General features: G+C 70.4%; 18 protein-coding genes, 1 rRNA gene and 1 riboswitch. Of the genes, 14 read left to right on the forward strand and 5 right to left on the reverse strand.

All coding sequences use genetic code 11. The features are described 5' to 3' along the window. Window positions 1-56 precede the first annotated feature (56 nt). The 11 genes from rrf to AB0E02_RS25150 all read left to right on the forward strand — a co-directional run bounded on the left by rrf (window position 57) and on the right by AB0E02_RS25150 (window position 10,455). Window positions 57-173: ribosomal RNA gene (rrf, locus tag AB0E02_RS25100) — 5S ribosomal RNA — on the forward strand. Window positions 174-323: 150 nt separating this feature from the next. After that, window positions 324-935 carry a CDP-alcohol phosphatidyltransferase family protein gene (locus AB0E02_RS25105; protein WP_030815048.1) on the forward strand — a complete coding sequence of 204 codons (612 nt, stop codon included), beginning with the start codon at window positions 324-326 and terminating at the stop codon, window positions 933-935. Window positions 936-1,056: 121 nt separating this feature from the next. After that, entirely contained in the window at window positions 1,057-3,552 is a 2,496-nt protein-coding gene (locus tag AB0E02_RS25110) for a mannose-1-phosphate guanyltransferase (protein WP_362142776.1), read from the forward strand. A gap of 75 nt (window positions 3,553-3,627) precedes the next feature. Next, window positions 3,628-4,560 carry a DUF881 domain-containing protein gene (locus AB0E02_RS25115; RefSeq protein ID WP_199816471.1) on the forward strand — a complete coding sequence of 311 codons (933 nt, stop codon included), beginning with the start codon at window positions 3,628-3,630 and terminating at the stop codon, window positions 4,558-4,560. Then, window positions 4,557-4,889: a small basic family protein gene (locus tag AB0E02_RS25120; RefSeq protein ID WP_003984969.1), complete on the forward strand. Its 333-nt coding sequence runs from the start codon at window positions 4,557-4,559 to the stop codon at window positions 4,887-4,889. Before AB0E02_RS25115 ends, AB0E02_RS25120 begins: the two co-directional genes overlap by 4 nt. A gap of 5 nt (window positions 4,890-4,894) precedes the next feature. Then, a complete protein-coding gene (locus AB0E02_RS25125; protein ID WP_362142778.1) occupies window positions 4,895-5,863 on the forward strand; it encodes a DUF881 domain-containing protein in 969 nt (322 codons plus the stop codon). 118 nt (window positions 5,864-5,981) lie between these two features. Next, on the forward strand, window positions 5,982-6,830 hold the full coding sequence (locus AB0E02_RS25130) for an FHA domain-containing protein (RefSeq protein ID WP_362142780.1): 849 nt from the start codon (window positions 5,982-5,984) through the stop codon (window positions 6,828-6,830). A gap of 17 nt (window positions 6,831-6,847) precedes the next feature. Beyond that, window positions 6,848-7,594: a MerR family transcriptional regulator gene (locus AB0E02_RS25135; RefSeq protein ID WP_362142782.1), complete on the forward strand. Its 747-nt coding sequence runs from the start codon at window positions 6,848-6,850 to the stop codon at window positions 7,592-7,594. Window positions 7,595-7,650: 56 nt separating this feature from the next. Beyond that, window positions 7,651-8,124 (forward strand): bifunctional nuclease family protein, encoded by a 474-nt coding sequence (locus AB0E02_RS25140; RefSeq protein WP_006606439.1) that lies wholly within the window; start codon window positions 7,651-7,653, stop codon window positions 8,122-8,124. 195 nt (window positions 8,125-8,319) lie between these two features. Continuing rightward, complete coding sequence (locus AB0E02_RS25145) at window positions 8,320-8,925, forward strand: MerR family transcriptional regulator (protein WP_362142784.1); 606 nt, start codon at window positions 8,320-8,322, stop codon at window positions 8,923-8,925. Between the two features lie 66 nt (window positions 8,926-8,991). Continuing rightward, window positions 8,992-10,455 (forward strand): DNA polymerase IV, encoded by a 1,464-nt coding sequence (locus AB0E02_RS25150; protein ID WP_362142786.1) that lies wholly within the window; start codon window positions 8,992-8,994, stop codon window positions 10,453-10,455. Here AB0E02_RS25150 and AB0E02_RS25155 read toward each other — a convergent pair. Beyond that, window positions 10,353-10,748, reverse strand: coding sequence for a PRC-barrel domain-containing protein (locus AB0E02_RS25155; protein ID WP_362142787.1), 396 nt, complete (start codon window positions 10,746-10,748; stop codon window positions 10,353-10,355). The two genes, AB0E02_RS25150 and AB0E02_RS25155, sit on opposite strands and share 103 nt — an antisense overlap. A 113-nt stretch (window positions 10,749-10,861) precedes the next feature. After that, window positions 10,862-10,959: riboswitch (glycine riboswitch) on the forward strand. A gap of 188 nt (window positions 10,960-11,147) precedes the next feature. On the opposite strand from AB0E02_RS25155, the gene gcvP reads away from it, so the two are divergent. Beyond that, window positions 11,148-14,033 (forward strand): aminomethyl-transferring glycine dehydrogenase, encoded by a 2,886-nt coding sequence (gene gcvP / locus AB0E02_RS25160; RefSeq protein ID WP_362142789.1) that lies wholly within the window; start codon window positions 11,148-11,150, stop codon window positions 14,031-14,033. A 78-nt stretch (window positions 14,034-14,111) separates the two neighbouring features. Here gcvP and AB0E02_RS25165 read toward each other — a convergent pair whose 3' ends face one another. Together AB0E02_RS25165 and AB0E02_RS25170 are read right to left on the reverse strand one after the other, a co-directional pair. Beyond that, entirely contained in the window at window positions 14,112-14,306 is a 195-nt protein-coding gene (locus AB0E02_RS25165) for a DUF5999 family protein (protein WP_030416598.1), read from the reverse strand. A gap of 354 nt (window positions 14,307-14,660) precedes the next feature. Next, window positions 14,661-15,251 (reverse strand): hypothetical protein, encoded by a 591-nt coding sequence (locus AB0E02_RS25170; protein ID WP_362142792.1) that lies wholly within the window; start codon window positions 15,249-15,251, stop codon window positions 14,661-14,663. 578 nt (window positions 15,252-15,829) lie between these two features. Here AB0E02_RS25170 and AB0E02_RS25175 point away from each other — a divergent pair. Beyond that, the gene (locus tag AB0E02_RS25175; protein WP_362142794.1) at window positions 15,830-17,383 is read left to right on the forward strand and encodes a glutamate-cysteine ligase family protein; all 1,554 of its coding nucleotides are present in this window, start codon (window positions 15,830-15,832) and stop codon (window positions 17,381-17,383) included. 44 nt (window positions 17,384-17,427) lie between these two features. On the opposite strand, the gene AB0E02_RS25180 is transcribed toward AB0E02_RS25175, so the two are convergent. Further along, window positions 17,428-19,215: a substrate-binding and VWA domain-containing protein gene (locus AB0E02_RS25180; protein WP_362142795.1), complete on the reverse strand. Its 1,788-nt coding sequence runs from the start codon at window positions 19,213-19,215 to the stop codon at window positions 17,428-17,430. Window positions 19,216-19,487: 272 nt separating this feature from the next. Here AB0E02_RS25180 and AB0E02_RS25185 point away from each other — a divergent pair, with 272 nt between their 5' ends. Next, window positions 19,488-20,231 carry a CPBP family intramembrane glutamic endopeptidase gene (locus tag AB0E02_RS25185; protein ID WP_362142797.1) on the forward strand — a complete coding sequence of 248 codons (744 nt, stop codon included), beginning with the start codon at window positions 19,488-19,490 and terminating at the stop codon, window positions 20,229-20,231. Window positions 20,232-20,489: 258 nt separating this feature from the next. Here AB0E02_RS25185 and AB0E02_RS25190 read toward each other — a convergent pair whose 3' ends face one another. Further along, window positions 20,490-21,311: a PhzF family phenazine biosynthesis protein gene (locus tag AB0E02_RS25190; protein WP_362142799.1), complete on the reverse strand. Its 822-nt coding sequence runs from the start codon at window positions 21,309-21,311 to the stop codon at window positions 20,490-20,492. Window positions 21,312-21,419: the final 108 nt, after the last annotated feature.

Genomic DNA, 21,419 nt, shown 5'->3' on the forward strand with positions numbered 1-21,419 from the left:
AGGTTCTGAAGTAACGACCGTTGAGTCATGATTCCGGTTGGTTAACTTCATAGTGTTTCGGTGGTCATAGCGTTAGGGAAACGCCCGGTTACATTCCGAACCCGGAAGCTAAGCCTTTCAGCGCCGATGGTACTGCAGGGGGGACCCTGTGGGAGAGTAGGACACCGCCGAACAAACTTTATGAAAAGCCCCGTGGGAGCCATTGGTTCCCCCGGGGCTTTTCTGCGTTGTTGGTGATCTTGGGACCCGCGGCGCGGCCCGGCCGGGGGGACAGGTAAGGTCAAGGGGCATCGTTGGCACATTTCCCACAGGAGGCCCCCGCGGTGGAGGTCCAGGAGACGCGGGTCCAGACCGATCGCGTCCTCACCATCCCGAATATCCTGAGCATGGCTCGCCTCGTCGGCGTGCCCCTGTTCCTGTGGTTGATCCTGTGGCCTGAATTCGGGGGCCCGAAGGCGGCTGACGGCTGGGCCCTGGTGGTCCTCGCCCTGAGCGGCGTCAGCGACTACCTGGACGGCAAGCTGGCCCGGCGCTGGAATCAGATCAGCAGCCTGGGCCGGATCCTGGACCCGGCGGCCGACCGTCTGTACATCCTGTCCACGCTCGTCGGTCTGACGTGGCGCGACATCCTGCCGATCTGGCTCACCGCGGCCCTGCTGGCGCGCGAACTGATGCTCCTCATCGCGGTGGGAATCCTCGGGCGTCACGGATACGGCCCTCCCCAGGTGAACTTCCTGGGCAAAGCAGCTACGTTCAACTTGATGTATGCCTTCCCGTTGCTCTTGCTGAGCGACGGAGATGGCTGGCTTCACTCACTCGCCGCTGTTTTCGGATGGGCGTTCGCAGGATGGGGTACGGCGCTCTATTGGTGGGCAGGGATCCTCTACGTGGTCCAGGTCCGCCGGCTCATCAGGGCGGACGCCACCGCCGACTGAGCTCTTCGAACCGGCAGATAGTGCCAGGGCCCGGCGCCCGTAGGTAAGAACAGGAACAGCGGGCGCTCTGGGCGAGTGAAGTCGGCAAGACCGTCGTCTCTCAGAGGAGGACGCTTCCGACATGAAGGCCGTTGTGATGGCCGGCGGCGAAGGAACACGCCTTCGCCCCATGACGTCCAGCATGCCCAAGCCGCTGCTTCCTGTCGCCAACAGGCCGATCATGGAGCACGTACTTCGGCTGCTGAAACGGCACGGTCTCAACGAGACCGTGGTTACCGTGCAATTCCTGGCCTCGCTCGTCAAGAACTATTTCGGTGACGGCGAAGAGCTGGGAATGGAACTCACCTATGCCAATGAGGAAAAGCCGCTCGGCACCGCCGGCAGTGTGAAGAACGCCGAGGAGGCCCTCAAGGACGACGCCTTCCTCGTCATCTCCGGTGATGCCCTCACCGACTTCGATCTCACCGACCTGATCCGGTTCCACAAGGAAAAGGGCGCGCTCGTCACGGTGTGCCTCACCCGGGTGCCTAACCCCCTCGAGTTCGGTATCACCATCGTCGACGAAGGCGGCCGGGTCGAGCGGTTCCTGGAAAAGCCGACCTGGGGGCAGGTCTTCTCGGACACCGTCAACACCGGAATTTACGTCATGGAGCCCGAGGTCTTCGACTACTTCGAGCCCGATGTGTCCGTCGACTGGTCCGGTGATGTCTTCCCGAAGCTGATGAAGGAAGGCAAGCCGATCTACGGCTATATCGCCGAGGGTTACTGGGAGGACGTCGGCACCCACGAGAGCTACGTCAAGGCCCAGGCCGATGTGCTCGAAGGCAAGGTCGATGTGGAAATCGACGGCTTCGAGATCTCGCCGGGTGTATGGGTGGCCGAGGGGGCCGAGGTGCACCCCGATGCCGTGCTGCGCGGTCCGCTGTACATCGGTGACTACGCCAAGGTCGAGGCCGGCGTGGAGATTCGCGAGCACACCGTCGTCGGCTCCAACGTCGTCGTCAAGAGCGGGGCGTTCCTGCACCGGGCCGTGGTGCACGACAACGTCTATCTCGGGCAGCAGAGCAATCTGCGCGGCTGCGTCATCGGCAAGAACACCGATGTCATGCGGGCCGCCCGGATCGAGGACGGCGCGGTCATCGGCGATGAATGCCTCGTCGGTGAGGAATCGATCGTCCAGGGCAATGTGCGGGTCTATCCCTTCAAGACCATCGAGGCCGGTGCCTTCGTCAACACCTCGGTGATCTGGGAATCACGCGGCCAGGCGCATCTGTTCGGCGCGCGCGGCGTGACCGGGATCCTCAATGTGGAGATCACCCCGGAACTCGCCGTGCGGCTCGCCGGCGCGTACGCCACCACCCTGAAGAAGGGGTCCACGGTCACCACCGCCCGCGACCACTCGCGTGGTGCCCGGGCCCTCAAGCGAGCGGTGATCTCGGCCCTGCAGGCCAGCGCCATCGACGTGCGCGACCTGGAGAACGTCCCGCTGCCGGTGGCCCGCCAGCAGACCGCCCGCGGCAGCGCCGGCGGCATCATGATCCGTACGACGCCGGGGGTGCCCGACTCCGTCGACATCATGTTCTTCGACGAGCGGGGCGCCGACCTTTCGCAGGCCGGGCAGCGCAAGCTGGACCGGGTCTTCGCCCGGCAGGAGTACCGCCGCGCCTTCCCGGGCGAGATCGGCGACCTGGCGTTCCCGGCCAGCGTCTTCGACTCGTACACCGGCTCGCTGCTGCGGTCCCTGGACACCACGGGCATCGCCGAGTCGGGGCTGAAGGTCGTCGTGGACGCCTCCAACGGCAGCGCGGGCCTGGTCCTGCCCAGCCTGCTGGGGCGGCTCGGCGTCGACTCCCTGACCATCAACCCCGGCCTCGACGAGTCCCGGCCCACCGAGACCGCCGACGCCCGGCGCTCCGGTCTCGTCCGGCTCGGCGAGATCGTGGCCTCGGCGCGGGCCGCCTTCGGCGTGCGCTTCGACCCCGTCGGCGAGCGGCTCTCCCTCGTGGACGAACGCGGCCGGATCATCGAGGACGACCGCGCGCTGCTGGTCATGCTGGACCTGATCGCCGCCGAGCGGCGCAGCGGACGGGTCGCGCTGCCGGTGACCACCACCCGGATCGCCGAGCAGGTGGCCGCCTACCACGGCACGCAGGTGGAGTGGACGACGACCTCGCCCGACGACCTGACCCGGGTGGGCCGGGAGGACGGCACGGTCTTCGGCGGCGACGGCATGGGCGGCTTCATCATCCCGGAGTTCAGCAGCGTCTTCGACGGCGCCGCGGCCTTCGTCCGGCTGATCGGCCTGGTCGCCCGTACCCAGCTCACGGTCAGCCAGATCGACGCACGCATCCCGCGGGCCCACGTCTTGCGCCGCGACCTGGCCACCCCCTGGGCGGTCAAGGGCCTGGTCATGCGGCATGTCGTCGAGGCGGCCGGCGACCGCGACGTGGACACCACCGACGGCGTCCGGGTCGTGGAGTCCGACGGCCGCTGGATCCTGGTCCTGCCCGACCCGTCCGAGGCGGTCACGCACCTGTGGGCGGAAGGGCCGGACGACGCCTCCGCCCAGCAGCTGCTGGACGAGTGGTCGGCCGTGGTGGACAGCGCCGGACGCTGATCCGGACCCCACCGGCGCGCCGGGCATCGGCACGCCGGTGGGGCCATTGGGAGACTGCGGAGCCGACGTGCGACGATGTGCGGCATGTCGCAGCAGCGCCCCGATCGGAGCACACCGAACAGACCGGCCGCGCGCCCCGACGCGTCCATGTCGCTGCTGACCAATGTGATGGACCACAGCCTCGACGACGGGTACGCCGAGGCGGCCGCGCGCAAGTCCGAGGCCGGTGTGCGCGGTCTGCCGCGCACCCTGCGGGCGAAGTTGGGCCTCGCGGCCGGTCTGGTGCTGGCCGCGCTCGTGGTGACCGTCGGGGCGGCTCAGGCCCGGATATCCGCACCGACGCTCGCCAAGGAGCGTACGGAGCTGATCAACCGCATCCAGAAGGGCACCGGCCAGGCGGACCGGCAGCAGCAGCGGGTCGACGCGCTGCGGGACGACGTCAGCAGGATGCAGCGCGAGGCGCTGAAGCAGCACGGCGGGGGCAAGGCCGAACTGCTCGCCCTGCTGGCCGGTTCGACGCAGGCCACCGGGCCGGGCGTGAAGCTCGTGGTGGACGACGCCAAGGGGGCCGAGTCCGGTGGCGGCGGGCCGCGGGAGAGCAGCGATTTCTCGGACACCGGGCGGGTGCGGGACCGGGACATGCAACGCGTCGTCAACGGCCTGTGGGCCTCGGGCGCGGAGGCCATCTCCGTCAATGGACAGCGGCTTACGTCACTCTCGGCGATCAGAGCCGCGGGAGACGCCATACTGGTCGACAACAAGCCACTGGTGCCGCCCTATACGGTGCTGGCGGTGGGGGACGGGCAGCGGCTGAGCACCGCGTTCCAGGACAGCGCCGACGGTCAGTACCTGCACATCCTGCAGGAGAACTACGGCGTCCGCGCCAGGATTTCCGCCGAGAGCGAGCTGACGCTGCCGCCCGCGCCCAGCTTGATCGTACGTACCGCAAAGCCGAAGGCCGGTGCCGCCAAGCCGGACGGTGCCGACACAGGGAAGGGCACATCGTGATCGCCGTACTGGGCCTCATCGTGGGAGTCGTGGTCGGGCTGGTGGTGCGGCCCGTGGTGCCGACGGTGGTCGAGCCTTACTTGCCGATCGCTGTCGTAGCCGCGCTGGACGCCGTGTTCGGCGGTCTGCGGGCCATGCTGGACGGGATCTTCGACGACAAGGTCTTCGTGGTCTCCTTCCTGTCGAACGTGGTCGTCGCGGCGCTGATCGTCTTCCTCGGTGACAAGCTGGGCGTCGGTGCCCAACTCTCCACCGGTGTCGTCGTCGTGCTCGGCATCCGCATCTTCTCCAACGCCGCGGCGATCCGCCGGCACGTCTTCCGGGCGTGAGGCGGATGGCAACGGACGAGACCCCGGAGCCGGAGCAGCGGCCGGAGCGCCCGGAACGGCCGGAGGAGGCGCAGGAGCGTGGTGCGGCCGACCGGCAGCCGATGCCGCCGGAGAGCCGGAGTGCCCCTGAGCCGGCGAAGCCCGCGGACGACGCGGAAAGCCAGGAACCGGACACGACTGGACAGAAGCCGGACAACGGGGCAGACTCCTCGGCCCCGGCGGCGGACACCGCCGACGGGGACGCGGAACGCCCGAAGACCGGTCGGGAGCGGCTGGTGGCGAGCCTGTGGCCGCCGCGGCTGACCCGGGCTCAACTGATCGTCGCCCTGCTGCTGTTCATTCTCGGCCTCGGCCTGGCGATTCAGGTACGTTCCACGAGTGACAGCAGTGCGCTGCGAGGTGCGCGCCAGGAGGACCTGGTGCGCATTCTGGACGAGCTGGACAACCGCTCCCAGCGGTTGACGGACGAACAGCGGCGCCTGGAAGGGCAGAAGACCGAGCTGGCGAACAGCTCGGACCAGGCCGAGGAGGCCCGTAAGCAGACCGTGGAGAAGGAACAGCAGCTGGGTGTGCTGGCCGGGACCGTCGCGGCGCAAGGGCCCGGCATCAACCTGACCATCGACGACCCGACGCACTCCGTGGAGGCGGACAAGCTGCTGGACACCATCCAGGAGCTGCGGGCGGCCGGCGCCGAGGCCATCCAGGTCAACGACGTCCGGGTCGTCGCGAACACCTCCCTGTCGGACGTCCGGGGCGGGGTGGAGATCGACGGCAGGCGCGTCACGCAGCCGTACCGCTTCAAGGTCATCGGCAAGCCGGAGGATCTGGAACCGGCGCTGAACATCCCCGGCGGAGTGGTCCAGACACTGGAAAAGGAGCAGGCCAAGGTGTCTGTGACCCGTGAGGAGAAGATCATTGTGGACGCCTTGCGGGCGGCGAAGCGGCCTGACTACGCTCGGTCGTCATCGCAGTGAGGCGTACAGGTATGTCGAGTGCCCCAGGAGGGCATGAGGTAGCGGGGGGTCGACGCACCGTGCGTGTGGTGTGTGGTGGAAACTGTCTGGAGGCCACGGACGTTCACTGGATGTCCGGATGGGCCGGTGTGTGCATCGAGGGTTCGTCCTGCCCCACGGGCGGGTCTGTTTCGTTCAAGGGGAATCGCCCGTGAAGTTGTTTGGAAAGCTGTTCGGCAAGAGCGCGCGCCAGGAGGGCGGCAGCGGCTCGGCGCGGCATCGCGCTGCGGGCCGGGCCGACGAGAGCGGCGCGGCCGAGAACCGTCCCCTCTTCCGTGACGAGGTCGGCGGTCCGTCCGGGGGGCACGGCGCGGGTTCTGTTGACCCCTCCGGTGCCGCCCGCATAGGTTCCCAGGAACCATCAGCCGCACCCACGGGCGGAGGTCCGGCCTTGCCGGTTTGTACGAGGTGTGGGCACCGGAACGCCGAGGCGAGCCGGTTCTGCTCCAACTGCGGCGCGCCGCTGCGCCCAGGCGCGCAGCCGGAGCGGGCGTCCGAGACGACGTCGACGATCTCCATTTCGGGTCTCGAGGCCTACGACTCGGAGACGACGGGCCAGAACCTCTCGCCCGCGCTGTCCCCGGAGGCCCAGGCGGCCGTCGACGCCCTTCCGTTGGGTTCGGCGCTGCTCATCGTCCGCCGCGGTCCGAACTCCGGCAGCCGTTTCCTTCTGGACAGCGAGCTGACGACGGCGGGCCGGCATCCGCAGAGCGACATCTTCCTCGACGACGTGACGGTCTCGCGTCGTCACGTGGAATTCCGTCGCGGCCCGGACGGTCTCTTCACGGTCGCCGACGTCGGCAGCCTGAACGGCACCTACGTCAACCGTGAGCGCATCGACTCCGTCGCCCTCAACAACGGCGACGAGGTCCAGATCGGCAAGTACCGCCTGGTCTTCTACGCGAGCCAGCGAGGCGCCGGCATCTGACCGGCCAGGGAAGGCACATGCGCCATACACCGAAAGGCGGTGCCGGGGATTCCGGCACCGCCTCCTCGGCCGGCAAGCCGGTGAGCATCGGCACGGTGCTCAACCAGCTGCGCGAGGAATTCCCCGAGGTCACCATCTCCAAGATCCGCTTCCTGGAGGCCGAGGGGCTGGTCGAGCCGAAGCGCACGCCTTCCGGGTACCGGAAATTCACTCCGGCCGACGTGGAGCGGCTGGCGAGCGTCCTGCGGATGCAGCGCGACCACTATCTGCCGCTGAAGGTCATCCGCGAGCATCTGGACGCCATCGAGCGCGGTGAGCAGGTCACGCTGCCGGCGCCCGCCGCGCCTGCCCGCGATCTGATCGAGGGCGTGCCGGAAGCGGGCGAGGAAACCCCCACGGCTGCCCGGATCGGCCGGGCCGAGCTGATGGCCGCCGCCGAGGTGGACGAGGCGGCGCTCGCCGATTGGGAGTCGTACGGACTCATCGTCCCCCATGCGGACGGCGGATACGACATCGAGGCCGTCACGGTGGCCAAACTCGTCGCCGACCTGGGGCGTTTCGGTCTCGAACCGCGGCACCTGCGGGTCGTCAAGGCGGCCGCGGAGCGCGAGGCGGGGCTGGTCGAGCAGGTCGTTGCACCCCTTCGGCGGCACCGCAATCCGCAGACCAGGGCCCATGCCGAGGCCACCGCCAGGGAGCTCGCCACGCTCTCCGTACGGCTGCACGCGGCGCTGGTCCAGGGCGCGCTGCGGGGCCGGCCGTAGTGAGCAAAAGAGTGCCCGACTACCCAAACCTGCCGGGCACGTCCTAGGGTTGCTGTGTGAACGAGCTCGACGTCGTGGGTGTCCGGGTGGAAATGCCTTCCAGCCAACCGATCGTGCTCCTGCGGGAGGTGGGGGGCGACCGTTACCTGCCCATTTGGATCGGGCCGGGTGAGGCCACCGCCATCGCCTTCGCCCAGCAGGGCATGGTCCCCGCCAGGCCGCTGACGCACGACCTTTTCAAGGACGTGCTGGAGGCGGTGGGGCAGGAGCTGACGCAGGTGCGCATCACCGACCTGCGCGAGGGGGTCTTCTATGCGGAACTGGTCTTCGCCAGCGGGGTGGAGGTCAGTGCCCGTCCGTCCGACGCGATAGCGCTGGCCCTGCGCACCGGAACGCCGATCTTCGGCACCGACGGTGTGCTGGACGACGCGGGGATCGCGATCCCGGACGAGCAGGAGGACGAGGTGGAGAAGTTCCGCGAGTTCCTCGACCAGATCTCACCCGAGGACTTCGGGACCAACAGCCAGTAGCCGGTGCGGCCGGACGGGCGAAGGGTCTGATTCCGGCCAAACTATTTAGCCATTCCCCGCGCGAGGTCACGAGAAACCACTCGTAGGGTGATTATCACTCGGCGTGGCGAGCGCGGCGATCGTTGACGCACCCCGAGTGACTGCATACCGTCGATATGGCAGGTCCCGTCCGGGACGTGGAGGACGGAGGGCGGCGTGGCAATCACCGGCGACGGTATGGCGGCGGAAGGGGCGTTGCCGCTCCACGCGGGCGCAACGGCGAACTGCGCACCGGCACCGGCCGCGGCGGTGTCGGGGGACTGCGAGGCGCAGAGCATCGGCTATCGCGGCCCGACCGCATGTGCGGCAGCGGGCATCACCTACCGGCAGCTCGACTACTGGGCGCGCACCGGCCTGGTGGAGCCGAGCATCCGGCCCGCGTACGGCTCCGGCACCCAGCGGCTCTACAGCTTCCGGGACGTCGTCGTCCTGAAGATCGTCAAGCGGCTGCTGGACACCGGGGTCTCCCTGCAGAACATCCGCACCGCGGTCCAGCACCTGCGCGCGCGGGGGCTGGCGGATCTGACGCGGATGACGCTGATGAGCGACGGCGCGACGGTCTACGAGTGCACCTCGCCCGACCAGGTCGTGGACCTCCTCCAGGGCGGCCAGGGCGTCTTCGGGATCGCCGTGGGCGTGGTGTGGCGGGACGTGGAGGGCGCGCTCTCGCAGCTGCACGGGGAGCGTGTGGACACCGGCGAGACGCTGATCGGGAAGAACCCGCACGACGAGCTGGCACGTCGGCGCAACCGGGCAGGCTGAGCCGCACGCCCGGGCCCCGGCCCGGCGGCGGGTCGATTGTCAGTGCCATGCGGCAGCATCGGACATGTGAGACCCGCGCCGACGATCCTGCATCTGGACATGGATGCGTTCTACGCCTCTGCCGAGCAGGCGGCGAAGCCGAGCCTGCGCGGGAAACCGGTGGTGGTCGGCGGGGTCGGGCCGCGTGGCGTCGTCGCCACGGCGTCGTACGAGGCCCGGGTCTTCGGGGTGCGCTCGGCGATGCCGACGGCCCAGGCGCGTCGGCTGTGCCCCAACGCCGCATACCTCGGTCCGCGTTTCACCCTGTACCGCCAGGTGAGTGAAACGGTCATGGGGCTGCTGCACGCCCTGTCGCCGCTGGTGGAGCCGCTGAGCCTGGACGAGGCGTTCGTGGACCTGGAGGCGGGCGGGGTGGCCCCGGAGACGGCTGCGGTACGGGCCGTGGGGGAGCAGCTGCGGCGCGACATCCGGGCGGCGACCGGCCTGACCGGCTCGGTGGGGCTGGCCGGCGCCAAGATGCTGGCGAAGATCGCCTCCGAGCAGGCCAAGCCGGACGGCCTGGTGGTCATCCCGCCCGGCACCGAGCGGGAGCTGCTGGGCCCGATGTCGGTGCGGACGCTGCCCGGGGTGGGGCCCGCGACGGCCGAGACGCTGCGCCGGGCCGGGATCCACACGATCGCGGAGACCGCGGAGGCCGGCGAGGCGGAGCTGGTACGGCTCCTGGGGAAGGCGCACGGCGCCGGGCTGTACGCGATGGCCCTGGGGCAGGACGACCGTCCCGTGGTGGCCGAGCGCGACGCCAAGTCCATCTCCGTCGAGGACACCTTCGAGGTCGACCTGACCGACCGGACGCGGGTGCGGACGGAGGTGCTGCGGCTGGCCGACCGCTGCGTCCAGCGGCTGCGGGCGGCCGGGCGCTCGGGGCGCACGGTGGTGATCAAGGTGCGCAACTACGACTTCTCGACGCTGACCCGCTCCGAGACGCTCCGTGGGCCCACCGACGACCCGGCGGTCATCCGGGAGGCCGCGGTGCGGCTGCTGGAGCTGGTGGACACCACCGGCGGCGTCCGGCTGCTGGGTGTGGGGGTCAGCGGGCTGGCCGACTTCACCCAGGAGGACCTCTTCGCCCAGTTGACGACGGAGCGGGAGGCCGAGGAGCTGGCGCGGGCCGCGGAGGAGCGGGCCGGCGCGGAGCCGGCCGAGGAGGCGCCCGAGGAGGAGCGGCCGCGCCGCTGGCATCCGGGCGTGGACGTGGTCCACGACGAGTACGGCGCGGGGTGGGTACAGGGCAGCGGACTGGGGAGAGTGACCGTCCGCTTCGAGACGCCGTGGTCCGCACCGGGGAGGGTGCGGACCTTTGCCGTCGAGGACCCGGCGCTACGGCCGGGGGAGCCCCTGCCGCTGGTGGGCGGGGGGCCAGGTGCGGATCAGTCCTCCGATCCGGCGATCTTGCCGAAGTCGGTGTCGGAGGTGCCCGAATTGCCGGGGGACACCGGGTCGGAGTCGGGGGAGGAGATATCCAGGCGGTAGTGGTGGTAGAGCTGAAGTTCCTGCTCAGGGGAGAGGTGGCGGCCCACACCGAAGTCCGGGGCGTCCTTGATCAGCTTGCGGTCGTACGGGATGTGCAGGCTCTCGCCGACCATTTTGCTGGGTTCCAGGGGGACGAACGCGTCCCGGCTGAAGAGCCCGGTGCGTACGGCTGCCCACTCCGGTTCCCCCGTCGCGTCGTCGAGATAGACCTCGTCGATGGTGCCTATCTTCGCGCCGTTACGGTCGAACGCTTTGCGGCCGATCAGGCTCCGGGGATCGATATCGGTTTGCACGGCCCCTCCAATTGGTCGCAACTGCCCTGTGACAACTACCAAACGGCACATTTCATGCCCCGGCCACTCGAAGGATCCTTCGAGTGGCGCGCTGGTAGGCTGGCGATGGCCGCAGAACCCGTGCGGGAGAGTCCTTTGTCGTTCGCGACGAGGGCGCCGAAGGAGCAAATCCTCCCCGGAATCTCTCAGGCACCCGTACCGCACGGACGAGGTCACTCTGGAAAGCAGGGCGGGCCGCGGAAGGCACAGCTCCGGGACCCCTCCTCACCGACGGTGAAAGCCGGACCGCCGTGCGCGGGCCGGTGAAGCTCTCAGGTTGAGATGACAGAGGGGGAGGCCGTCCGGGCACCCGCGCCGTGGTGCCCCTCGTAGGTCGTACCGACCAGGAGGCCCCCGCAGATGACCACCAACCGCATCTCCTTGACCGAGCTGGAGCGCGGCACCCCCTTCGAGCACCGGCACATCGGCCCCGACCACGAGGCGCAGGCCAAGATGCTCGCGCACATCGGTTTCGGGTCGCTGGACGAGCTCACCGCCGCCGCCGTCCCCGACGTGATCAAGAGCGCTGAGGCGCTCGGCCTGCCGCAGGCCCGTACCGAGGCCGAGGTCCTCCAGGAGCTGCGCGGCCTCGCGGACCGCAACCAGGTGCTGGCCTCCATGATCGGCCTGGGCTACTACGGCACGTTCACCCCGCCGGTGATCCTCCGCAACGTCATGGAGAACCCCGCCTGGTACACGGCGTACACCCCCTACCAGCCGGAGATCTCGCAGGGCCGCCTGGAGGCGCTGCTGAACTTCCAGACGATGGTCGCCGACCTGACCGGACTGCCCACCTCCGGCGCCTCCCTGCTGGACGAGGGCACCGCGGCGGCCGAGGCGATGGCGCTCTCCCGCCGCGTCGGCAAGGTCAAGCAGGGCGTCTTCCTCGTTGACGCCGACTGTCTGCCGCAGACCATCGCCGTGATCGAGACCCGCGCCGAGCCGACCGGCGTCGAGGTCGTCGTCGCCGACCTCTCCGACGGCATCCCCGCCGAGATCGCCGAGCGCGGCGTCTTCGGCGTCCTGCTTCAGTACCCGGGCGCCTCCGGTGCCGTCCGGGACCCGCGCGCCCTGATCGAGCGCGCCCACGAGCTCGGCGCGATCGTCACCGTCGCCGCCGACCTGCTCGCGCTGACCCTGCTGACCTCGCCGGGCGAGCTCGGCGCGGACATCGCGGTCGGCACCACCCAGCGCTTCGGCGTCCCGATGGGCTTCGGCGGGCCGCACGCCGGCTTCATGGCGGTGCGCGAGCAGTTCGCGCGCAGCCTTCCCGGCCGCCTCGTGGGCGTCTCCGTGGACGCCGACGGCCACCGGGCCTACCGGCTCGCGCTGCAGACCCGTGAGCAGCACATCCGCCGTGAGAAGGCCACCAGCAACATCTGCACCGCGCAGGTGCTGCTCGCCGTCATGGCCGGTATGTACGCCGTCTACCACGGCCCCGAGGGCCTGCGGACCATCGCCCGGCGCACCCACCGCTACGCGGCGATCCTCGCCGAGGGGCTGCGGGCCGGCGGTGTGGAGCTGGTCCACGGCGCGTACTTCGACACGCTGACCGCCCGGGTGCCCGGCCGGGCCGCCGAGGTCGTCGCCGCCGCCCGCGAGGCCGGCATCAACCTCCGCCAGGTCGACGCCGACCTGGTCGGCATCGCCTGCGACGAGACCACCGGCCGCGCCCAGCTGACCGGGGTCTGGGCCGCCTTCGGCGTGCAGGCCGACATCGAGAAGCTCGACGCGGCCACCGACGAAACGCTCCCGCAGACCCTGCTGCGCACCGACGACTACCTCACCCACCCGGTCTTCCACGAGCACCGCTCCGAGACCGCGATGCTGCGCTACCTGCGCACCCTCGCGGACAAGGACTACGCGCTGGACCGCGGCATGATCCCGCTCGGCTCCTGCACGATGAAGCTGAACGCCACCACCGAGATGGAGCCGGTCACCTGGCCCGCGTTCGGGCAGCTGCACCCCTTCGCGCCGGCCGACCAGGCCCAGGGCTACCTCACGCTGATCCAGGAGCTGGAGGAGCGCCTCGCCACCGTCACCGGCTACGACAAGGTCTCCCTCCAGCCCAACGCCGGCTCCCAGGGCGAGCTGGCCGGTCTGCTGGCCGTCCGCGCCTACCACCGCGCCAACGGGGACGAGCAGCGCACGGTCTGCCTGATCCCGTCCTCCGCGCACGGCACCAACGCCGCCAGCGCCGTGATGGCCGGCATGAAGGTCGTCGTCGTCAAGACCGGCGAGGACGGCGAGGTCGACGCCGACGACCTGCACGCCAAGATCGAGAAGCACCGCGACGAGCTCGCGGTCCTGATGGTGACCTACCCCTCCACCCACGGCGTGTTCGAGGAGCACATCACCCAGATCTGCGCCGCGGTGCACGACGCCGGCGGCCAGGTCTACGTCGACGGCGCCAACCTGAACGCGCTGGTCGGCCTTGCCGAGCCGGGCAAGTTCGGCGGCGACGTCTCGCACCTCAACCTGCACAAGACCTTCTGCATCCCGCACGGCGGCGGCGGCCCCGGCGTCGGCCCGGTCGCCGTCCGCGCCCACCTCGCGCCGTACCTCCCCAACCACCCGCTGCAGCCGACCGCGGGTCCGGAGACCGGCGTCGGACCGATCTCGGCAGCCCCCTGGGGCTCCGCGGGCATCCTGCCGATCTCCTGGGCGTACGTCCGCCTGATGGGAGGCGAGGGTCTCAAGCGCGCCACCCAGGTCGCGGTCCTCAGCGCCAACTACGTCGCCAAGCGCCTGGAGCCGCACTACCCCGTGCTCTACAACGGCCCCGGCGGCCTGGTGGCGCACGAGTGCATCATCGACGTCCGGCCGCTGACCAAGGCGACCGGCGTGAGCATCGACGACGTCGCCAAGCGGCTGATCGACTACGGCTTCCACGCGCCGACGATGTCCTTCCCGGTGGCCGGCACGCTCATGATCGAGCCGACCGAGAGCGAGGACCTCGCCGAGCTGGACCGGTTCTGCGACGCGATGATCGCCATCCGCGCGGAGATCGAGAAGGTCGGCACGGGGGAGTGGGACAAGGACGACAACCCGCTGCGCAACGCCCCGCACACCGCGGGCGCGCTCGGCGGCGAGTGGACCCACCCGTACTCCCGCGAGGAGGCCGTCTTCCCGGGCGGTGTCGTGGCGGCCGAGAAGTACTGGCCGCCGGTGCGGCGCATCGACGGCGCCTTCGGTGACCGCAACCTCGTCTGCTCCTGCCCGCCGCTGGACGCGTACGACGCCTGAGCCGTTCCACGGCAACAGCAAGGGCCCTCGGCAGGTGTTCTGCCGGGGGCCCTGGTGGTTCTTACCGGGTGCGCGGGGTCAGGCCGCCGCGGTGACCCGGGCCCGGTGCGGGGCGATGACCTGCCCGTCCGGCAGCAGCTCACCGGTGTCCTCGAAGAGCAGGACGCCGTTGCAGAGCAGGCTCCAGCCCTGCTCCGGGTGGTGTGCCACAAGGTGTGCGGCCTCCCGGTCGGTGGAATCCGCTGAGGGGCAAGGTGGTTGGTGCTGACACATGGAAGTTGTCTTTCGCTGCGGTGTGGTGAACGTCGTCGTGCGGCTCGATGAGCTCGATGAGATGGCCATGGCCGCTCCCCCGTTTCTTCGGTCGGTCCCAGTGTTGCCCTACGGAAGGGATTCCGCAGGGATTTCGCAGCAGCGGTACTCACTCGATATCGACGCGTCACCCGTGCGGGCGGTTGCTCCCAAGTGCTCTCCTCTCCAAGGGGGTTGGGAGTGGTACCCGCGGGCTAGGCCGCGCGGGTGAGCACGACAGCGCGCCCCGCGGCCGGAAAGGGCCACGGGGCACGTTCGTGAGGGGCGTGGTGCGCCGGTGCGCGGGTACCCGGAGGGACGCCGCCGGCTTGCGGCTCAGGCCGGTTCGCGCAGCTCCAGGGGCGCGGAGGCCAGACGCAGGGTGAGCCGGGGGAGCAGGTCGGCGACGTGGTGCGGACGATGGGCGGCGATGCCGGGCGGGGCGGGTGCCAGCGGCACCAGCAGGTCACCGGCCGCCGGCAGCCCCTCGGCCCCGTTGGAGGAGAGGTCGTGGTGCAGCCACAGGGTGAGCATGTACAGCTCCGGTACGGACAGCAGCCGGGGCTGGTACGGCGTGGCGAGCGCCTCGGACTGCGCCAGCGCCCGTTCGGTCGAGGCGACGTAGGGGCCGCCGCAGAACCGCCCGAAGGTCCAGCCGTCCGCGGTGAGCACCGCCTCGGCGGTCGCCACGGCCCGCTCGCCGCCGCGGACCAGGAACTGCCAGCCGGCCAGCCGGGTGTGCGGCGTGCCGTCGGCCCGGCTGACGTCGTCCCAGACGTGCAGCGGCAGGGGGTGGTCGGGGCTGAGCGGGCCCTGATGGGCACGCAGGGCGGGGACCGGGGCCTCGCGGACGGCGGTGGGCGAGCCGAGGGCGGTCAGGGTGCTGCGCAGGGCGGGCGCGGGGGCAGGGGCAACGTGCAGCGGCATGGTGGGTCGCCTCTCACTTCGGAGACACGGTGGAGCGCGGCAGGTGCAAACGGCGCTGTTTGCGTGCGGGGTCAGAGCGTGGCCGGCCGGGGCTGCGGCCCGGCGTGGGGGATCAGAGCCCGTCGTCGAACCACGGCACGGGTGGGAACACCGCGACACGGGGCGCCAAGTCTCTGCCTCGTAAGCGGAGTTTATACGACGTATGTTCTGAAAGTGTTTCGGCTACTGGCCTTGCGGATTTCCGGCAAGGCGGAATCCGGACCGGTCCGCGAGGTGATTTACTCCAATTTGTACGGAGCCTTTGTCGCGCCACCTCGTATTACCTCGCCGATGCGGTAGGCCGGATCTCGTCGGTGAATCTCACGAGCGAAATGCGGACGGCGATCGCCGCTGAGATATGCCGGTGGAAGATGCCGGACGGCGCACCACTTCGAGCCTATCGGCACCAGGCCGCCCCGGAGGCGTTATCGATCAGATTGCCGGGGCATCATCGACCGTAGCGCGAGCCCCGGGGTGCCCGGGTTCGCCCCCAAGCGGCCCGTGGCCGCGGGCCGTTCACTGGAGGAGGGACCCTTTCGATGGGGGAGAAGGTCGCCGCGGACGGGATCGACCTGGCGGACCGGGAGCGTTATCGAAGAAAGCTACACGACTGTCTCGAAGGATTGCACAGGCTCCTGGTGGAGAAGCGCTTCGACCGGCCCCGGAATCTCATGGGCCTGGAGATCGAGCTCAATCTCGCCGGCGCCGACGGGCGGCCCCGCATGCTGAACTCCCAGGTTCTCGAACGGATCGCCAGCCAGGATTTCCAGACCGAACTCGCCCAGTGCAATCTGGAAGTCAATATCCTCCCGCACCGGCTCTCCGGCCGCGTCCTGGACCAGCTCGCCGAGGAACTCCGCACGGGCCTGTGTTACGCCGAAAGAAAGGCCCGCGAAGTCGCCGCCGGGATCGTGATGATCGGCATTCTGCCGACCCTGGACGCCACCGACCTGACCGTCGCCAGCCTCTCCGAGAACGACCGCTACGTCATGCTCAACGACCAGATGCGGGCGGCCCGCGGCGAGGACTTCGTCCTGGACATCCAGGGCGTCGAGCACCTGGTGGCGCGTTCCCCCTCGATCGCGCCGGAGGCCGCCTGCACCTCCGTCCAGCTGCACCTCCAGGTGACACCGGGCCGCTTCGCCGCCGTATGGAACGCGGCTCAGGCCGTTGCCGCCGCCCAGATCGCGGTCGGCGCCAACTCGCCGTTCCTCTTCGGCCGTGAACTGTGGCGGGAGTCGCGGCCGCCGGTCTTCCAGCAGGCCACCGACACCCGCGCACCGGAACTACAGGCACAAGGCGTACGCCCGCGCACCTGGTTCGGCGAACGCTGGGTCGAGTCCGCGTACGACCTCTTCGAGGAGAACCTGCGCTACTTCCCGCCCCTGCTCCCGGTGTGCGGACCGCAGGAACCGCTGCGGGTCCTGGCCGAGGGCGGTGTGCCCGACCTGGCCGAACTGGTGCTGCACAACGGCACGATCTACCGCTGGAACCGCCCCGTCTACGCGGTCGCCGACGGCGTCGCCCACCTCAGGGTCGAGAACCGGGTGCTGCCGGCCGGCCCCACCGTCGCCGACACCATCGCCAACACCGCGTTCTACTACGGTTTGGTGCGCGCCCTGGCCGAGGAACCGCGCCCCATCTGGACCCGCCTCCCGTTCGAGGCCGCGGCCGACAACTTCGACGCCGCCTGCCGGTACGGCATCGACGCCACCCTGCAATGGCCCCGCGCCGGCCGGACCACCGCCCTCGCCGACATCCCGGCCGTACGGCTGGTACGCCAGGAACTGCTGCCGCTGGCGGCCCGCGGACTGGACGCCTGGGGGGTGGAGCCGGCCGACCGCGACCACTATCTGGCCATCATCGAGGAGCGCTGCCGGCGGCGGGTCAACGGCGCCTCCTGGCAGGCCGCGGCCTACCACCACGCCCGCCGGCAGGGTCTGGACCGGGACGCCGCACTCGCCGCGATGACCCGGCGCTACAGCGAACTGATGCACACCGGGCAGCCGGTGCACACCTGGCCGGTCGCCTGGCCGCTCGGCGCCCGCACCGCGGTGCCGGGTCCCCGCCAGGCGGCGACCGAGGGGGCGTAGCCGCCACCGGGGGGCGAGGTCAGGGGAGGTTGCGGCGCGCGGCTTCAGCGCGGGGCGGTGCTGCCCGCCGCCATGATGGCCTTGAGGATCACCTGGTGGATCTGTGACGGATCGTCCACCCGGTGGGCCGAGCCACCCGTGGGCGCCACGATCCGGTCCAATGCCGATGCGTCGGCCTCCGGACCGATCGCGACGGCGATCAGCGGCACCGGACGCCCCGGATCCGACAGCTTGCCCAGCTTGGTGACCAGGGCATCGAGGCCGATGCTGCTCGCGTCGTCATCGGCGCCGTCGGTGACGAGCACCACCGCGTTGAACTTCCCGCTCGCGTACGTCCGGCGGGCCTCCTCGTAGGCGGCGAGGACGGTGTCGTACAGGCCGGTGGCGCCGTGCGGCACCGGGGCCAGCGAGCCGAACGCGGCGGCGAGCGCGTCACGGTGGGTGCCGTCGCCGCCCTCCGGGTCGCCGAGGCGACCGGTCGGGGACAGCTCCTGATAGTCCTTCTCGCCGTCCAGATGGGTGGCGAACTTCCACAGCCCGATCTCGTCCTCGGGCGTGAACGTGGCCAGCGCCTGGAGGAGCGAATTCCGGGCGAGGTCCATCCGGGTCTGGCCGCCCCGCCCCGGCACCGGGTTGCCCATCGACGCCGAGGCGTCCACCACGGTGGAGATCCGGGCACTCTGCACCGTGATCGTCCACATGCCCAGCAGGGCCTGGAGCTGCTTGGCCGTCGGCGGATCGGCCGGTGCGGCGTTGTACGGCTGCGGATCGCGCCCGCCGGCCGCCGCCAGCACCGCGGCGTCCGCCCTGCCGTCCCCGGTCCGGAAGCCGTGCTCGTGCAACGCGCGCTGCCCGTCGGGCTCGCCCAGCAGCGTCATGAAGCGGCTGGCGGCCCGCGACTGCTCGGGGCTCATCTCGTCCTCGTCGACCAGCGCGTACGGGTAGTCGAGCCGGGCCGTGCCGTCCTCCGGGTAGAAGAGATCGAGGTCCGGGCCGCCGTCCGGGCTCTCGTTGTGGGCGAACGCGGCCTGTTCGGACAGCATCAGCGCCTGGTTACGGCGCGGATTGCCCTGCTCGGCACCGGAGTCGTCGCGCGGCAACGTGGCCATGACCTGATCGTCGCCGTCCGCGACCCGTTGGTAGAGGAGCTTGGCGGTGGCCGCCGTACGGGTGTCCGCCTCGTCCCCGTCCCCGGCGTCCTCCGTGTTGGCGGCGCTGATACGGGACAGGGCGAGCAGCCCGGTGGCGCTGCGGGTGGGATCGGCGACACCCAGGCGCAGATCACCGCCCGAGGTCGCGCTCCGGGTGAGCCCGGCCCAGGTGTAGCGCTTGTTCGGCCAGCCCAGGGATGTGGCCGCCTTCGGGACGGCACCCAGTGTCAGGGGCGATGAGGCGATGGTGCCGGCGGCCGTCAGCGGAGTGCCGCTCTCCGCACCGACGCGGTCCACCCACAGGCTCGAATCCGGTATCCAGACCTGGAACTCCGGGTCGGCGGGCCGCTGTCCGAAGGAGTCGGCGAGCTCGTGGGAGGGCCGCGCGACGACCCGGACGTCGAGACACCTGCCGTCGGTACGCGTCGCCTTCTCGCGGGCTGTATCGGCCACCGCCTCGACGGCCGGCGCGATATCGGGCGAGGCGGCGACGGCGATCCGCACCGACGGGCCGTCGCACCGCCCACCGAAGGGCAGCAGGCCACTGCGCAGCGCCACTACGGAACCGGCGGCGACCGCCAGGACGAGGCCGGTGGACAGGACGACGGTGCGGCGCCGGGGCCCGGGGCGGGCCCCCGTGGACTTCGCTGTGGGGCCGTCGGGCAAGCTGTGTCGTCCCATTGCGGTAGCGCCTCTCCTTCTCGGAGCTCGATCGGGAATCGATGGGGGAGGAGGGAATGCGCCACGTGGATGGCGCCCGTCCCCAGCCTGTCGCGCGCGATCTTCGTACCTGCTGTCGAGACCCTAGCGGGGCGGTGGTGGCGAAGAGGTGGTAATGCGGAAGTGGAGGAAGCGTGCAGTCGGATACAAGTCCCGGGCCCGGTGCGGACGTTCCGGGGGAGGGCTCCGGCGGCGGGGCGGGACCAGGCGCGTCTCAGCCACCCGCCCGGAGTGTGCTGCGCAGTGAGACGCTGATCGTCCTGGCCCTGTCCGTGGGCGCGAGCGCGCTCTCGTCGCTGATCAGCTTCATCGGGTCGGTGACCAAACCCGGGGGCCTCAAACACCAGGCGGCGACCCTCAACGCCTCCCATGCGCCCGGGCGGCCATGGCTGGATCTCGCCTGGCAGCTGTTCGGGATCGCCACCGCCCTGGTGCCCGTGGCGCTGGTCGCGCACCTCCTGATGCGCGAACGGGCCGGCGGACTCCGCGCGATCGGCTTCGACCGGCAGCGGCCCGGCTTCGACCTCGGCCGGGGAACGGGCCTGGCGGCCGCCATCGGCGGCAGCGGCCTGCTGCTCTATCTGGGCGCGCGGGCGGCCGGTGTCAACCTGACGGTGGTCCCAGAGGCGCTGCCCGATGTGTGGTGGAAGATCCCGGTACTGATCGCCTCCGCGGTGCAGAACGCCGTACTGGAGGAGGTCATCGTCGTCGGCTATCTGCTGCGCAGACTCGGCCAGTTGGGCTGGACCCCGATGGCCGCCCTGGTGGCCAGCTCTCTGCTGCGCGGCTCGTACCACCTGTACCAGGGCATCGGCGGCTTCCTCGGCAACATGGTGATGGGCGCCATCTTCGTCCTCCTCTACCGCCGCTGGCACCGCGTCGGCCCCCTGGTGGCCGCCCACGCCCTCATCGACACGGTCGCGTTCGTCGGCTACGCGGTATTGGCGGGGCGGGTGGGGTGGCTGCCTACGGGGTGAGGGGTGAGGGGTGAGGGGTGAGGGGTGGGTCTGGGGGCTCGTTGGGGGTGGGGCGGGTTCGCAGGCCTTCAGGGGGCGGGTGTTGCTCGACGGGTGAAGGATGCGGGGGAAGCATCGGCTGCCGGAGCCGCTTCCGGAGCGAGCCGGAGCCAGTCGGACCCGTGCCCGGCGGACGGTTCTCGGGCGGTTGGGGCCGGCTTTCGTTCTGAGGCCGCGCCCCTGCCACCCGGCCGAGGCGCTCAGCGCAAAGACGGCCGGTCAGGACTTGGTCAGCAGTTCTCCGTCGATCACCGTGACCGCGGAACCGGTCAGCAGCGTACGGTCGCCGCGCAGTTCGGTGCGTACGTAGCCGGTACGGGCCGCACCCTGCAGGCCGACCAGTGAGTTGCGGCCCAGCCGTGCCGACCAGAACGGGGCGAGCGCGGTGTGTGCGCTGCCCGTTACCGGGTCCTCGTCGATGCCGACCGCAGGGAAGAAGCATCGCGAGAAGAAGTCGTAGCCGCCGGAGGGGTCTTCGGCGCGTGCGGTGGCGATCACCCCGCGGCCGCCGTGCCCGGCCAGTGCCTTGAGGTCCGGGGCCAAAGCCCGTACGGACGTCTCGTCAGCCAGCTCGACCAGCAGATCACCGACGTTCGGACCCGTGTCGTGGGCCGAGAGGATGTCGACGCCCAGCGCGTCCGCGACCACGGACGGCACCTCGACGGGGCTGATCGGCGCGGTCGGGAAGTCCATGGTGATCGCGCCGTCGTCGCCGGCCGTCGTGGTCAGCACCCCGCTGCGGGTACGGAAGCGGACCGTACCGGTGGCAGTCCCGGTGCTGTGCAGAACGTGCGCGGTGGCCAAAGTGGCGTGCCCGCACATGTTCACCTCGGTGGCCGGGGTGAGCCAGCGCAATGCCCAGTCGGCGTCGCGGCCCTCCGGCAGCGGGTGCGCGAAGGCGGTTTCGGAGAGGTTGACCTCTCTTGCGACCTGCTGCAGCCAGTCCGTTTCGGGAAAGGTGTCGGAGTCGAGGAGCAGGACTCCCGCGGGGTTGCCGGCGAACGGACGCTCACTGAAGGCGTCGACGATGCGAATCCTCATGAGCGCGATCGTAGAGGGGCCACAGAACCACGGGCCAAGGCCAATCCCGGGAAATTGGATCGGGATGGGGTGCCGATGAGCCGAGCGGACTGGTGGACGCCGGCCGGT

This window comes from Streptomyces sp. NPDC048196 (genome assembly GCF_040652715.1).
GTDB classification, from domain to species: Bacteria; Actinomycetota; Actinomycetes; order Streptomycetales; family Streptomycetaceae; genus Streptomyces; species Streptomyces siderophoricus.

Coding starts and splice junctions, on each gene's coding strand:
- AB0E02_RS25175 (WP_362142794.1), top strand. CDS start 15,830: ATGGGGGAGAAGGTCGCCGCGGACGGGATCGACCTGGCGGACCGGGAG.
- AB0E02_RS25135 (WP_362142782.1), top strand. CDS start 6,848: ATGCGCCATACACCGAAAGGCGGTGCCGGGGATTCCGGCACCGCCTCC.
- AB0E02_RS25110 (WP_362142776.1), top strand. CDS start 1,057: ATGAAGGCCGTTGTGATGGCCGGCGGCGAAGGAACACGCCTTCGCCCC.
- AB0E02_RS25170 (WP_362142792.1), bottom strand. CDS start 15,251: ATGCCGCTGCACGTTGCCCCTGCCCCCGCGCCCGCCCTGCGCAGCACC.
- AB0E02_RS25115 (WP_199816471.1), top strand. CDS start 3,628: ATGTGCGGCATGTCGCAGCAGCGCCCCGATCGGAGCACACCGAACAGA.
- AB0E02_RS25130 (WP_362142780.1), top strand. CDS start 5,982: ATGGGCCGGTGTGTGCATCGAGGGTTCGTCCTGCCCCACGGGCGGGTC.
- gcvP (WP_362142789.1), top strand. CDS start 11,148: ATGACCACCAACCGCATCTCCTTGACCGAGCTGGAGCGCGGCACCCCC.
- AB0E02_RS25125 (WP_362142778.1), top strand. CDS start 4,895: ATGGCAACGGACGAGACCCCGGAGCCGGAGCAGCGGCCGGAGCGCCCG.
- AB0E02_RS25165 (WP_030416598.1), bottom strand. CDS start 14,306: ATGTGTCAGCACCAACCACCTTGCCCCTCAGCGGATTCCACCGACCGG.
- AB0E02_RS25190 (WP_362142799.1), bottom strand. CDS start 21,311: ATGAGGATTCGCATCGTCGACGCCTTCAGTGAGCGTCCGTTCGCCGGC.
- AB0E02_RS25180 (WP_362142795.1), bottom strand. CDS start 19,215: ATGGGACGACACAGCTTGCCCGACGGCCCCACAGCGAAGTCCACGGGG.